Genomic DNA, 15,106 nt, shown 5'->3' with positions numbered 1-15,106 from the left:
TAAAAGCAGTCCCTTGTTTCACTACTATCCCGTTCTTCTATCAGCGCTCGTCTGGCAGTCCCACTGGACCAGCGGCGGCAATTTCCGCGCTTACGCCAACGAATTTGCGGAAATTATTCTCAAATTGTGCGGCAAGCTTGGCCGCCTGCTGATCATAGGCCGCCTTATCCTGCCATGCTTCACGGGGCAGGAGCACCGCATCCGGCACGCCTTCTACCGTGAGCGGGCAGCTCAGGCCAAACACCGGATCGGCGATAAATTCAGCCTGCTCAATGCTGCCATTAATCGCGGCCGTTACCATCGCCCGCGTATATCGCAGGTTCATCCGCTGCCCTATGCCGTGCGGCCCACCGGACCAGCCCGTATTTACCAAATACACTTTGGCATCATGCTGGGCGATTTTTTCACCGAGCATTTCTGCATATACACTTGGCTCAAGCGGCAGGAACGGCGCTCCGAAGCAAGCGGAAAACGTCGCTTCCGGCTCCGTTACTCCACGCTCCGTACCCGCAAGCTTGGACGTATAGCCCGATAGAAAATGATACATAGCCTGCTCCTTCGTCAGCCTGGAAATCGGCGGCAATACGCCGCAAGCGTCAGCGGTCAAAAACAAAATAACGTTCGGATGGCCTGCTTTTCCGGCCAGCACCGCCCCTGGAATATGCTCCAATGGATAAGCAGCACGCGTATTTTCCGTCAGAATATTGCTGTTATAATCAGGCTGCCCTGTCTGCGCATCTAGCGCTACATTTTCCAGCACAGCGCCGCTGCGGATGGCCTGCCAAATTTGCGGCTCCTTCTCTTCGCTCAGCCCAATGCATTTCGCATAGCAGCCGCCTTCGAAGTTGAACACGCCATCCTCCGACCAGCCATGCTCGTCATCTCCGATGAGGCGGCGCGAAGGATCGGCAGAAAGCGTCGTCTTGCCCGTGCCCGATAGGCCGAAGAACAGCGCCGTATCGCCCTGCTCGCCTACATTCGCCGAGCAATGCATCGACAGGACGCCCTGCAGAGGCAGCAAGTAGTTAAGCACGCTGAAAATCGACTTTTTCATCTCGCCCGCATATTCCGTTCCGCCAATCAGCACGATTTTTTGCTCAAAAGAGATGCAAATAAACGTTTCGGACGCTGTACCGTCACATGCAGGATCTGCCTTGAGCCCCGGAAGGGCGATGACGGTAAATTCAGGCTTATGGGAGGCAAGCTGCTCCTCGCTTGGACGAATGAACAGCTGGCGGGCAAATAGATTATGCCAGGCATATTCATTAATAACGCGAATCGGCAGGCGGTACGCTTCATCCGCACCAGCATAGCCGTCAAAGATGAACAGCTCTTGCTGCTCCATATAACGCTTTGCTTTTTCATACAATTGGTTAAAATGCTCCGGCGAAAGCGGCTGGTTCACTTTGCCCCAAGCCACTTGCGGCAGCGAAGACGGCTCGCATACAATAAACTTGTCTTTGGGCGAACGGCCTGTATATTGCCCTGTCAGCACCCGAAGCGCTCCCGATTCCAGCTTCGTTCCTTCGCCGCGTTTAATCGCTTGTTCCATTAGCTGCTCTGTCGTCATTTGATAATGTACGCCTTGCTGACGCAGTCTCGACTCCATGATGCTCATGCCTGACTTCCTCCCGTCTGTGTGTATCCGCCTGCCCCATTTCCACTTACTTGCATGTGCCCCGAGCTGACTAGTCCGCCCCCAGACCTCGACACCACACATGCCTCTTCCTTGCATTCCGAATAATAATTAGTTACCTTCTTCGTTGGTTGTGTATCAATCAGCGTCATGCAGTGCTTGCAATAAATGGCTCCCATTTCTATACCGTGATTTCGCATGAATCCTTCACCCTTTCCATCATTAGATTGGCTACATCCATTACGCGGCATGCATATGCCCATTCATTGTCATACCAAGCAATTACTTTAATCTGATTGTCCATGACCATCGTCGAAAGCCCGTCTACCATAGCCGATTTCGAACAGCCAATATAGTCGGCCGATACGAGCGGCTCCTGTGCAAAGCCGATATAAGAAGACTTGCTGCCTTCTGCAGCCGCTTTCAAAACTGCATTTACTTCCGCGGCTGTCGTATGGCGCTCCGTTTGAACGGTGAGGTCAATTAACGATACATCCTGCGTCGGAACACGCAGCGACATGCCCTGAATGCGCGAGGACAAATGCGGCAGCACATCTGCAAGCGCCTTGCCGACTCCTGTCGTCGTAGGCACAATAGACTGGGTGCAGGATCTAGCTCTGCGCAAATCCTCGTGCGGATTGTCCAAATGATTTTGATCAGAAGTATAGGAATGCACCGTCGTCATCCAGCCAGACTGGACACGGAACGCTTGATCCAGTACATGAAGGACCGGAGCCACACAGTTTGTCGTACAGGAGGCGGCTGATAACAGCTGATGCTCCTCCGGGCGATAAAGGTGCTCATTAACACCCATCACAATCGTCAAGTCCATTTGCTTGCCAGGCGCTGTAATCAGCACCCGATCAGCCCCTGAAGCAATATGCTTCAGCGCACCTTGCCGATCATTGAATTTCCCGGTTGCGTCAATGGCCAGCTCGACGCCATAACGATGCCACTTAATGTTTTCCGGCGCTCTTTCATATACGACCTGTATGGGATGTCCGTTAATGACCAGCTGCTGATCGCGAGTCCGTATATCTGCCTTCCAGCTCCCATGTACCGAATCGTATTTCAATAGATGAGCAATGGTCTCCACAGGATAAACGCTGTTAATCGCCCTCAACACAACTGCCGGATTCGGCTCAGACAACATTTTCCTAACGAGCAGCCGTCCGATTCTCCCCATTCCGCTAATGCCAACCCCGCGGTGCATTTCCTCATTCCCCCTTCGCTTATTTGCTAATAGCATACATCATTACACTTTTATAATACAACATAAATATTTTTATGACGCACTAAATAAATTTTTATCACCTTTAATTGTCACATATATGTCGAATTAATCAGGGAATACCGCTATATGATGCATCACAGAGATAAAGCTTTCGATGGCCACCAATCTCTTGCCCTTACGCACCTGTGTTATGAAATACAAATTAGCCCTTAGATCATCGCTGATCTAAAGGCTGCAATTGTGGATTAATGGTCGATAGCAACTAAACTCTTTTTTACTATGATTTATTTCCGCCCTTGCTCGCTTTACTGCCTTGCTTGTCCGAGGTGCGAGTAGTTGTATTTTGTGCGCCATGCCCTTGCTGCTTAGCCAATTCATATCCCTCCTTTCGAAAAACATCCCTATATGATTTACAAAACAAGCATTATTATTCACACCTCTATAATGATCGGGAGAATCATTGGCCTTCTTTTGGTTTGGGCAAATAAGAACCGTCCCAAGGTGTCTCTTAACGTCTTCTTCATCATATTCCACTGGCTTCCGTGCTCCTCCAGCAGTTTATCAACTGTCGATTCCACAAGTTGATTGATCTCTCGCATGAGCGCTTCGGAGTCCCGAACATAAACAAATCCCCGGGAAATGATGTCCGGACCAGAAAGAATATGCCCTTCCGTTTTACTAAGTGTGATGACAATAACAAGAATGCCGTCAGCCGAGAGCTGTTTGCGGTCGCGGAGTACAACATTCCCAATATCTCCAATCCCTAATCCGTCCACCAACATATTGCCCACAGGGATTTTACTACCTTTACGTGCAATTTGGTTTTCGATTTCCACGGTCTCTCCATTGTTCACGATAAAAATGTTCTCCTCGGCAACTCCCACCGACCTCGCAAGCTGCTGGTGTTGATAAAGCATGCGGAATTCGCCATGAACCGGAATAAAATATTTGGGCTTCATTAAGGTAAGCATTAATTTCAGCTCTTCTTGGTTACCGTGACCGGATACGTGCATACCTGTTGCGCTTCCCGAGCCATATATAACATTCGCGCCAAGCAAATAAAGATTGTCAATGATGCGCGCAACATTGCGCTCATTACCCGGAATAGCGGTTGCGGCAATAATAACCGTATCTCCCGGCATAATTTCGATTTGCCGATGATTCGAGCTTGCCAAACGTGAGAGTACAGCCATAGGCTCTCCCTGGCTTCCTGTACATAGGACAGCAATATTTTCAGGGGCATAACGATCCGTATCTCCGGCATCTATAAGCATATCCTCTGGAATGGTTAAATAGCCTAACTCCTTGGCTACAGAAGTTACATTCACCATGCTTCGGCCAAGCAGGACAAGCTTTCGGCCCGTTTTAGCGGCCGCGTCAACGATTTGCTGAACCCGATGGACGTTAGACGCGAAAGTTGAAATAAACACCTTCTGCTGAGCTTTGCTGAATGCTTCTGTAATGTGATCCCCAACAAGCCGTTCCGATGGCGTAAAACCAGGCCGTTCGGCATTCGTGCTTTCTGACAGCAGCAGCAGCACGCCACTTTTACCAATATCAGCCATTCGATGAAGATCAGGATATTGATGATTGACAGGTGACATATCAAATTTAAAATCGCCTGTATGTACAACTGTTCCTTCAGGTGTATGCAGGGCAATTCCCAAGCAATCCGGAATACTATGGTTAGTGCTGAAAAATGACACCTGAATCGGACCAAAGGCGATACGCGAATTCGAATCAATTAAATTTAGCTGCGTTGTACGAAGAAGGCCATGCTCCTTCAGCTTTATTTCAATCAGGCCAATGGTTAATCTTGAGGCATAAATCGGGATATTCAGTTGTTTCAAAAAATAAGGAATGCCGCCAATATGATCCTCATGTCCATGTGTTATGAGTAGAGCCTTTACCTTTTCTGTATTATTTAACAAATAGGTTACATCCGGAATAATGAGGTCAATACCCAAAAAACTCTCATCAGGAAATTTAGATCCACAGTCAATAACGATGATATCGTCCGCGTATTGTAAAATGTACATATTTTTGCCGATCTCATTAACCCCGCCTAATGCAGCAACCGATAGTTTATTCCGCTCTTTCACCACAATCAGCCTCCAGTTCTATTTAGTAGAAAGACGCCCGGAATGGGGACCGGGCGTCTTTTTAGTTGCATAGGGGTACTTAATTCAACAGTAAACTTTTATTTTTTCTAAATGTTGCTGTTAATGAAGGGCTGTTCCTTTATTAGGCTCTGGCATTTGCGGTGTTTCGGAGGTTGGTGAAAATGTATTCAAAATTTGCTGCATATCAGCATCATTTAATTGCGGCACCTGATAATAAGCATTTTTATTTTGATACAGAAAGAGCTCATAGGACATTTCAATAAAATTTTGCACTTGGGAAGCGAGTACACGACGGACAACCGGGTTTGTTGCTTCAAGAGCAGACGTCGTTAACAGCGAAGCATGGCTTTTAACGATGCCTTGCATAAAACCGCATACTCCGGCATCGTTGACATCGGCTAGTGATTGTATCGGTTTTTTCGGCGAGCTTTGCTTCATGCCGAATATGGTTGGTGTTACCTCTTTAATCAAATAGGTTGAAGTTTTTTGGCTTGGCTCCTGCCCGGTCTTAAAGCATTCGGCCGTCAAATTGTATTGCGATTGCATAAATTGATATTGCTTGTCGATAAGATTAAGCAGTTCCTGATCCTGTGCATATTGTCTGAAAATCATAAATTGATCCATTGCGCTAATGCTGCAATTCAATACCTCCTGCAAATCAAAAAGCTCATGTCCTCCGTGATTTTTGTTCATTGAATTCTGTGTATCGTTATTCGCTGTAGTTTGCTGCTGCATCATCAATTCTCCTCCTTGTTATTTCTCCATTTATAATTGTTAATATGAAAGCTGGAGGCTGAATTTATACATCCCAGATTTCTACGAGACATATTACCAACTCAATGGCTGTTTTCCAGCCCCGTTCGGGAACTCCACCCTAGAGATGACGATCATGCTGGGCGTACAACAAAAAAAAGCGTTGATGATCGGCCATCAACGCCTACTGCTTCCTGCTTATTGATTTCACTTATTGTTTTGATTATTATTTTGACTTAATGTTCGGCCGTGCCTTCTGCCCCGCCTCCCGTCAACGTGACGACAGACTTCGCTGGAATAATCGCTTCAAACGAATAATCGCCTTGTACAGGAATGCTCTCCCCTCGGACAAGATCTCGACCCGCCGACGTAATATACGGTTCCATGAATGCAATGGAATGGTGCTGATCCACGCCATTCAATGAAACCCGAACGCGCTTGTCATCCTCGCTGTCATTGACGAATACAGCCGTAACCGTCTGCTCTCCTTCATGTACATAAGCTGATCCCAGCAAGCCGCTGCGCGCTTCTTCATCCAGTCCTGCAAGCGAGATGCGCTGCGCACCGGGACGAATAAATTTGCTGTAATTGCCGAGCGCCCACATCATTTTGGAGGTCAGAATATTTTGCTCGTCACCCGCTTCGCTAAAATCCGTATAGATCAGGCCATCCTTGTAATCGACCTTGGACACTGCGGTCCACCACTGCCAAGCAGCTGCATTTGCTTCCGTTAAATCAAAATGTATCGTACGCGCCACATGCAATGCAGGCTCCATGCCAAGGTCACGCCCCGGACCATATTCGCCAAGAATACAATATTCCGTTACCCAATATTTAGCCTTTTCGTCGTATTTTTTCAGATTGGCAGCCAGCAATTGCCTCAGCTTGCCCAGCCGGTCGTCGCCCGGATTGCTGTAATCAGACCAATAGGAATGCGAAGCGATTTTATTCCCAATCGCTTCCTGGAGTACGGGATCGCCGAGCAACTCCTTAATATATTCCCGGTATTTCCCTGTTCCGAGACTATTGGCCCCGCCCGAATAGGTCCCGCTCCCTGCATACTGCCCATAATATTCATCATCCAGCAGCGCTGTAATTTCTACGCCGTCTGGGGCGCTGATTTGCGCCTCAAGGCCGCTTGCTTTCAACTGCCGGTGCAATTCAAGGATGACACGCTTAAGATCGTCGTTGTTATAACGGTTGCTTTCTTGCTGGGCCAAATTCCAATCCCAGGTCGGCTCATTAATCGGGCTTATATATTGGAATGCCAAGCCTTCCTTTCTAAAATGCTCCAAAACATCGATTAAAAATGCCGAAAATTTTTCCTCATAACCCTCTTTCAGATTGGTAGAGCCGACTTCTGAATCCGGCTGGGCATGACCATTTTTTGTCATCCAGACCGGCGGGCTGTTCACGAATGCGATTAATGTGTCCACGCCCCGATCCTTTGCCGCCTGAAGAAACCATTGCTGACCCGACTGGCTGCTCCAATCATATTCCCCTTCCTCCGCAAGCTTGAACGATTCCGCCCGCCTCCATGGATCTGGAATACGCGTCTGGTCCGTGTCAATCGAGCCTGCACCGATATTGAAGCGCCAGGCCGACAGGCCAATTCCTTTCTCTCTTGAAAATAGCAAATCCGCAATGCGATTTTTATTTTCTTCCGTCCAATGCTTGCCCAGAGGCTCCATCGACCATGCGTCGGACGCGCCGAAATTATCGATCGTTTGATAGCGGATAGCTGCGTCGAGCGATACATTTACATCCGGCGGCGTCAGCTGCTGGACCTGGGCTTCCTCCTTTTTCGGGCTGCCTGCGCTATCCGAACGATTCGATGCGAAATTGAAATACAAGCCTACAGCTGACGTGAACGCCAAAACGATTACAACTGTCAATTTCTTTTTCATCCGCCTCTCCTATCCGACCAAGCCTGATCGTTCAACACTCTCTACAAAATGCCTTTGCACAAACAAATACAAAATAATAAGCGGCAGTATAGCCATCAGGACGCTGGTATTCATCATCATGGACATAAAGAACGGATCCTGAACATAGGAAGCCGTTTCCGCCTGCCCCCCTCCGCTAAGGAAAGTAGCAATCGCATAGCCGGAAGAAGCCATCATCGACGACATCACCTTAGGCTCATTCAAATACATGTTTGTAAAAAAAGAGTCGTTCCACTGCCACACAAACGAGAACAGCATGACGGTCACCATGGACGGGAGCGCATTAGGCAAGATGACGCTTCTGAAGGTTGTAAAGTAGCCAGCCCCATCCACATAGGCGGCTTCTTCAATCTCTCGTGGAATCCCTTTGAAAAATTGGCGAAAAATATACACATACAAGCCGGTCTTGACGCCCATGCCTAGCGCTGCCGAAATAATAAACGGCCAGTAGGTGTTGATCAGATTGGCGGGCTCGCCTTGAATCAGCTTCATCAGCCCGAAAAGATCAAAATTTTTAAATTGCAAATAAAGCGGAACCATAATCGTTTGGGCCGGCACCAAAATGGTAAAAATAACGCCTGCGAACAAAAGGCCGCTTCCTCTGAATTTCACCCGGGCAAAGCCATAGCCAGCAAGCACGCATGTAACCGTCTGCAGCAGCATGACCGCAGAAGATAGCAGCAGCGTATTGAGCAGCACTTGCGGGTAGTTCATCGCTTGGAATACAAGCTTGAAATTGTCAAGCGTCAGCGTATGCGGCACCCAAATGACTGTAGAGTCATACAAATCATCCATGCTTTTGAATGCAATCGACAGCTTTAATAGAATCGGGTAGACGATGACAAACGATATGCCAAAAATGAGTACGAATCGGACGGCCATCCACAGCCATTTTTTCGCAAATTCTAGCCAATAGGCAGCGGATGCCATGCGATGATGCAATTTTTCTTTCGTTGACTGTTGCATCGCAGCGGTTTCCTTCTTCATATCCTTCCTCCCTTAAACCGCTAATCTTGATAAAACACCTTGCGTGAAACAATCGATGTCGTAATCCACAGCACAAGTGCAATGACAGCAAAATACATCCACGCCATCGCCGCGCTGAGGCCAAAATCATAGCTTTTGAATGCCGTATCTACAACTAGCCGGCTCGTTTCATCACTAATGAAGCTGTCAATAATCGTATAAACGAGATTCGTCAAAATTAACGGGCTAATCATCGGAAATGTAATTTTCCAGAACGCCTCGTAGCCAGTTGAGCCTTCGATTTTAGCCGCCTCGTACAAAGAAGGAGAAATCGACTGCAGACCCGCCAGAAAAATCAAAATTTGGACACCCGATTGGCTGATGATTTCATAAATTCGGCTGACGGCACCTGTCAAATACTCCACAAAGGTGATGCTCACCCCTGATTCGATGAGCAGGGCAGCGAGCTCTAGATTTTTCATAATGGACAAGCCGCCGCCGGTTGTATCGTTTGCGCTGCGAACGACGGATTGCATCAAATCTCCGTTCTCGATGCTGGCGATAATGCCCGATGCCAAAATAACGGGAAGGAAGAAGATCGCCCGGGCCAGCACCCGTCCTCTAAACCGCTGATTAAGCAGCACCGCAAAAAACAAGCTGAATATGATGATGAGCGGTGTGTTGACGGCGATATCCACGACCGATTCCGTCAATATTCTGACGTACGATTCATGCGAGAACAAAGCTTCCCGGTAATTGGACAGTCCGATAAAACCCAGGCTAAAGCCGTCATTCGTAACTTGCAGATTGCTAAAGCTGTACCGGAGCGATGACAGCAGCGGCACCATAAACAGGAACACAAAGCCTGCAAACCAGGGAAGAATGAAATACAGTCCGTAATACCTGTTTTTTTGTTCAAGCGAAAGCTTCCTGAACCTCATCGCTGTGCTTCACCCCCAACCCAATAATCCTTTGCCTTAACTGTAATTCCGCCCACTTGAGCTAGCGCATCGGTATAATTGACAATAATAGTTTTCCCTTGTTCGAACGTGGTCTGGTACACCCCATCTGCCAGTGCCCGATGATCAATAATCGCTTGGTCTTGCACATCATGGAGAACGTCGTTAAGTTCTCCGTATCTTTGCGCTGCTTCTTCGATCCAGCCCTTGTAATCGGCGGAATACAAATAGTCGAACTCCGTCATTTTGATCGCGGATGAATCAGCAAAAAACCACGTGTAATGCAATGAAGAGCCCGTTTCGAGCGCTTTTAGAAAGTTGTAGGTGGAATCCTGGTCATCTGCCATGTTCCAGGCGCTTCCAGCGGTATGCACATAACCGTGATAAACCAGTTGAAAGAAAGGAACGCTCTCATCGGTAATATTAAAGCCGCTGCTCGTTAACGGCGCATTCACAATATGCCGCGCATAGGGGATCGAATAGGCGTTTCCGCCTTCCACCAGCACTTCCTGGACGGAGCCGCTCATTTGCTTCAGCTGTTGCTTTACGATCTCTTTCGCTTCCTCCCGATCGATGACCTCGGAACGATTGAAATCGGAGTTCAGCTCGCTGCCAAGATCCCGCAGTGACAAACCAGATAGCTGCAGCTTCCCGTAATCGTCCATAAATGCTGCTGTCATTTTCGGCAGCGACTTCGGACTGACTACATAACCGGGCTCGCGTTCATCCTCTTGACTGAAGCTGGCCGCGCTGTAAGGATAAATTTCCGCCAACCTGCCCGTAATGAATCGGGAAGCTTCGCTCGACTTTTTAAAACCTTCCGCTTGCGGAGCTGCCTCAAGAAAAGCCGCATCAGGAAACAGCGATATGCCATTGGCATCGGCATATGCCTTTAGCTCGCTTAAACCTTTGCTTCCGCCGAGCTGCTTGTCAACGGCAATCGACTTCGGCAGATTATGGTTTAGGCCCTCGTTAAACCAACCCGTATAACGCAGCTTGATGCCGCTGATTTTCTTATCCAGCATTTGGCTCATAATAGACTCCGCCTGATCGAAAGTCGTAAGCGGCTCATAGGCGTTATAAGGAATGCCCAAGAAAAATTTCTTTTTCGGTATGCCGCCAATCAGCTCGACATAGATCGGCACATCCCCTTCATCCGGCAGCTTCGTTAGGCCCGTTTGCTTGATCAAATAATGGCGGTAATGCGCCGCCATGCCCGAATAGCTAGCCTCCCCCGTGCCGAGAAAGCCGTAACGAACCGTCATTTCCCCGGCAAAAGGCTCCGCTTGAAACTTTTTGACCGTGCTGGAGCGCCACCCGTTCGTCAAGGTAACCTCCTCCAAATTAGTCAGCGTAAAGCTGGGAAACACGGTATTGTAATCGTTCAGCCTGCCGCTTACGTCCGCTTCGACCGCGGCGACCGCGTCACCCTTTTCTATAATCGCAACAAATGCCCGGTTCTCATATTTCATTCCGAATACAGGCAAGCGCGCAGCTTCCTCTTTCTGAATTTTAATGAGCTGGCTAATGGATGCATCGGAACCGTAAATGGCCGTCCGGAACGGCGCGTCGTAGGTTTTGCCATTGTTGAAACGGATCAGCGAACCCGATCCATCCGGCACGAACGTATAACCTTCATCCTCCCGCCCGCTTGCGCCAAAAAACGGAAGCAGCGACAGCGTCTGAATTTTCATACTAGCCGGATATTCGATTTCGCCCGCCGCAACTGTCACCGTCAGATGCTCACCATCCAGCCGATAATGCAAAGGAATCCGAACATTGGCGCTGCCAGTGGACGCTTCGCCATATGCCGCCTTATCGATTGCTTTCTGCTCCTCGTCATAGCCGATCCGATTAAAGATTTCGGTAACCTTTGCTAATCCGATTCCTTTCAAGGAGGAGTCCCTTCGTTCATAACGCTGCTTTTCCTCATCAAATTTAAAGCGCTTTTCAACTTCTCTTTTGTCCACAGACTGTTCGATTTTATCCAAAATGACGGTTTGAAAGCGATCCGCGCTAATATATTTAGGGATCGCATCGATGTCGCTTTTGACCTCCCCCAGCGTATAGACGATATCAAGTCCATCGTTTGCCTTCTCTATCGCATATTGGCCGTTCTGCACGCTATGGGTGTAATTGTCATACTTCATTGCATTTCCCGCGCTGTCAAAATAAGCGATCTCGACCTGCACGCTCAGCTTCGTCTTGTTATAGCCGGTCGCGACCGGATCATCCTCGCGATTTTGCGGATTGGAATACCAGACCGCTTGGCTTCGCTTGTCCCGAACGGCAATTTCCGTCGTTTCAGAATTGACATACAAGGCTAAAAATTCATTTTCAGCCGCCGCCTCCATCCCTTCAGGCAATGCAGGCAGCTTGCCGGACTGGCCGCTTGCGGCTGCAAGCCCGCTATGTTGTCCATTGCTTGGTACTGGCTCGGCTTCGACCTCGGACGCATATTCCGCGAAATTGGTGCCTTGAGCTATAAGCAAGCAGCCAATAAAGACTGCCGTCATGATGATCGCAAGCTTCCGCTTCACCGTTTGGCCCCCTTTCTTAGGCTCGCAATGATAGTTCCTGATAAATCGTGTACACAAAACTAACGATTTGCTGGATCAAGCTGAAGAAGAGCAGCCCAAGAAAAATAATTACGCCCATCACTACAACCGTTAACAGCATCGTCATGATCGTCTTCGTAACCGTATATTGATGAACCGTCATCGTTCCAATAAACAGCAGCCAAACGAACCATAGCGCTGCCGCCGATTCCAGCAAGTAATAGAATGAAGCCTCGCGCAGCGTAATCACATTGCTGAGCAGCATATTGGGCAAATAAATCAAAATCAAAGGAAGCAGCGCATAGCCAGTAGCGATGACGATTTCTTTGAATTTCCCTTCTCCGTCCATCAGCGTAGTGAGCGACCAGTTCGCGACACACCACAGAAGGAAAGGAAGCACAATGTACTTTAATTCATCAAAGCTGTTTAATTCCAGCGGATGATTATAGTTGACGACATAGCCAGCATACTGGCGTTTCAGAATCATCGTAACCGTCACGGCGAGCAAAATGGCAAGCGCGATCCGGAGCTTTCCTTTATTCTCGTATTTCAGATCCCAAAACCCGTCAAAGGGATGGAATGCAACGTGCAGCGAGTACCTAGCCTCCTTGAGAAACTGCATCCTGTTTCAGTTCCCCCTTTCTGAGCCTCATGCTTCGGCGAACGGCGATAACGACCAAAATCAGCGGGATCAGTACCGTCATATAGATCCCAAAGTGCTCGCGCATATATTCCCTGCGATATTTCGTTAATGCTTTGGAATAATATTCCCTGTCGTTGCCCAGTTTTAGAAAAGTCATCGCTTGCTTATATTCGCCTTGGCGCAGCATCGACTTGCCAATGCCGATATAGGCCATTTCGTAATTTGCATCGAGCCGGAGCACTTCCTTCCACAGCTTTGCTGCATCATCGTGCTTGCCTATGCTGTATAATCCATTGGCCTCATTAACGAGGCTTCCGAATTTGGTCGCTGCAAACTCGGTAATTCTCCCCTGATCGCGTTCTAGAACAAACACCCGATTGCCGGAGCTTTCAACCGCAACCGGATTTTTAAACGTGCCCTGCTGATTGCCCAGCTGGCCAAATACATATAATAAATTGCCGTCTTCGTTATAAGTAAAAATCCGTCCCCGGGTCGAATCAAGCGTCCGGTAAACGCCATTGCCGCTAACATCGATGTCAATGAAGGCCGAGCGCATTCTGCTCAAATCGCCTACCGGACCTATATTCCCGTTTATCCGAATAACGTCAATGCCGGATGGGTTCAGCCTTTTGACAGGGGCCGAGGTTTGCTTGTCGGCTGTAGTCGTAAAGATGAAACCATCCAAATCAACATCTACATTGTTAAATTCAATGGGAACAAACCGGATGAGCTTTTCCCGCTGTTCTTTAGTCGATACCGTCTTCCAGAATAAATCTACAGGATCAAACTGCACCCGGTTCGTCCCCATAAATCCAGTAAAGCCGCCCTCGCTGTCAAATTCGATAATGCCCTCGAAGACGCCTCTGGCGACAACGTAAATACGTCCGGCTTTATCCACGATGACCTTTCGCGGGAAATATTCAAAATTGCTGCTGATGACCTCCGACTTTGGAGCGGAAATTTCTCTGACGAACGATCCGCTGCCGTCCAGCTCGACGACACGCCTATTTTCAGTATCCGCCACAAAAATATGACCGCCCTCCGTTACGAAAAGGCCTTCCGGATTATTGAAACCGTCCTGCTTGCCGTTATTCTGAAAGCTCTTAATTTGACGGACTGCCTTCCACTGGCTGTCAAGCACGACAATTCGCCCGTTTCCTGAATCCAGAACGTACAAATGGCCGTCAGGCGCAACAAACATATCAGCGGGAGAGCTCCATGGCCCTACCCCTATTTCTTGCCCCGTTATCGTCTTGGATGGAAGATACGCAATTGGCGAATGAACGGTCTCCCCCCAATAGGAATAGGTATACCCCTCATACGGCGACGCGTGGGCCAGCTTCGGACTTAAGCCGGCGAAAAGCAGCACAGCTGCCAAAAACAGAATCGCTCGCTTTATTTTCAATCCATACGCCCCCATCGCTTTAGTCCTTCATTCCAGATGAAGCCATCGTCTGAATGACATTGCTCTGTGAAAAAACAAACGTCACGATCGGCACGGTCATCATAATCACCGCAACTGCGGCGCCCACCCCTGCGCGGGCAATACCGCCTTGAATGATTTGCCCCATCGCATAATGCATCGTCTTGAGCTGTTCGCTGTAAATGAAGCTGCCTCCATCCGTTCCCCAAAGCATTTGCATCATTAGAATTAACAGTGTCAGCCAGGCAGGCTTGACGAGCGGCATAACGACCTGCCAAAATATCCGGTATTCGCTGGCGCCGTCGATCTTGGCAGCCTCCAGCAAAGCATCCGGAATTTGCTCCATGAACTGCTTCATTAAGTACAGGCCAAGCGGATAAGCAAACGCCGGAACGATTACCGCTTGGTACGAATCCATCCATCCCAGCACGGACATAATCATATAATTGGGAATCGCCGTCACATGCGGGGAAAACATCAGCGACAGGACAATAACCGTGAACAGCACTTTATGTCCGCGAAACTTATGCTTGGCCAGCGGGTAAGCCGCCGCCGATGCCAGCAAAATATGTCCTGCCGTTCCTGCCGCCGTAATAAAAAAGGTATTGAAAATATATCTGGAAAAAGGAACCCATGAATTTTTCATAACTTGAAACAAATCCGCGAAATTTTCAAGCGTTGCATTCCTAACGAACAGCGTAGGCGGGAATATAAACAACTCATCAAGCGGCTTAAAAGCATTATTCATGACATAGATCAACGGAACCGCCATAAAGGAACCGAACAAGCCCAGTACGAGGAGCAGCATTATATCCACCTGCCAGGACCGGTTCACTCTTTTTTTCAGACGCATGGCCAGCTTCAT

Annotated in this window: 12 protein-coding genes; all 12 read right to left on the bottom strand. The window is 48.5% G+C overall.

All coding sequences use genetic code 11. The features are described 5' to 3' along the window. Nucleotides 1–40 precede the first annotated feature (40 nt). A complete protein-coding gene (gene pckA, locus AC50X8_RS30760) occupies nucleotides 41–1,618 on the bottom strand; it encodes a phosphoenolpyruvate carboxykinase (ATP) (RefSeq protein ID WP_056037460.1) in 1,578 nt (525 codons plus the stop codon). Beyond that, nucleotides 1,615–1,836, bottom strand: coding sequence for a hypothetical protein (locus tag AC50X8_RS30755; protein ID WP_494862255.1), 222 nt, complete (start codon nucleotides 1,834–1,836; stop codon nucleotides 1,615–1,617). Before AC50X8_RS30755 ends, pckA begins: the two co-directional genes overlap by 4 nt. After that, nucleotides 1,818–2,849, bottom strand: a complete 1,032-nt coding sequence (gene gap, locus AC50X8_RS30750; protein ID WP_494883402.1) for a type I glyceraldehyde-3-phosphate dehydrogenase — start codon at nucleotides 2,847–2,849, stop codon at nucleotides 1,818–1,820. The genes AC50X8_RS30755 and gap overlap by 19 nt, the downstream gene beginning before the upstream one ends. 452 nt (nucleotides 2,850–3,301) lie before the next feature. Continuing rightward, complete coding sequence (locus AC50X8_RS30745) at nucleotides 3,302–4,975, bottom strand: ribonuclease J (protein WP_442952538.1); 1,674 nt, start codon at nucleotides 4,973–4,975, stop codon at nucleotides 3,302–3,304. 117 nt (nucleotides 4,976–5,092) lie between these two features. Beyond that, nucleotides 5,093–5,728, bottom strand: a complete 636-nt coding sequence (locus tag AC50X8_RS30740) for a spore coat protein (RefSeq protein ID WP_056037540.1) — start codon at nucleotides 5,726–5,728, stop codon at nucleotides 5,093–5,095. Nucleotides 5,729–5,982: 254 nt separating this feature from the next. Next, nucleotides 5,983–7,653 carry a glycoside hydrolase gene (locus AC50X8_RS30735; RefSeq protein ID WP_494883399.1) on the bottom strand — a complete coding sequence of 557 codons (1,671 nt, stop codon included), beginning with the start codon at nucleotides 7,651–7,653 and terminating at the stop codon, nucleotides 5,983–5,985. Nucleotides 7,654–7,662: 9 nt separating this feature from the next. Then, on the bottom strand, nucleotides 7,663–8,679 hold the full coding sequence (locus AC50X8_RS30730; RefSeq protein WP_494883397.1) for a carbohydrate ABC transporter permease: 1,017 nt from the start codon (nucleotides 8,677–8,679) through the stop codon (nucleotides 7,663–7,665). 20 nt (nucleotides 8,680–8,699) lie between these two features. Next, entirely contained in the window at nucleotides 8,700–9,599 is a 900-nt protein-coding gene (locus AC50X8_RS30725) for a carbohydrate ABC transporter permease (RefSeq protein WP_494883395.1), read from the bottom strand. Continuing rightward, complete coding sequence (locus tag AC50X8_RS30720; protein ID WP_494883393.1) at nucleotides 9,596–12,157, bottom strand: DUF5696 domain-containing protein; 2,562 nt, start codon at nucleotides 12,155–12,157, stop codon at nucleotides 9,596–9,598. Before AC50X8_RS30720 ends, AC50X8_RS30725 begins: the two co-directional genes overlap by 4 nt. A gap of 16 nt (nucleotides 12,158–12,173) precedes the next feature. After that, a complete protein-coding gene (locus AC50X8_RS30715; protein ID WP_494862273.1) occupies nucleotides 12,174–12,797 on the bottom strand; it encodes a YIP1 family protein in 624 nt (207 codons plus the stop codon). Continuing rightward, nucleotides 12,775–14,223, bottom strand: a complete 1,449-nt coding sequence (locus AC50X8_RS30710; protein ID WP_494883391.1) for an SMP-30/gluconolactonase/LRE family protein — start codon at nucleotides 14,221–14,223, stop codon at nucleotides 12,775–12,777. The genes AC50X8_RS30715 and AC50X8_RS30710 overlap by 23 nt, the downstream gene beginning before the upstream one ends. 19 nt (nucleotides 14,224–14,242) lie before the next feature. Then, nucleotides 14,243–15,106: a carbohydrate ABC transporter permease gene (locus AC50X8_RS30705; protein ID WP_494883389.1), complete on the bottom strand. Its 864-nt coding sequence runs from the start codon at nucleotides 15,104–15,106 to the stop codon at nucleotides 14,243–14,245.

It is taken from the genome of Paenibacillus sp. JT22N15 (assembly GCF_059383755.1).
The sequence above is the reverse complement of the archived record's forward strand: the minus strand, read 5'-3'. Positions and strand labels throughout refer to the sequence as shown.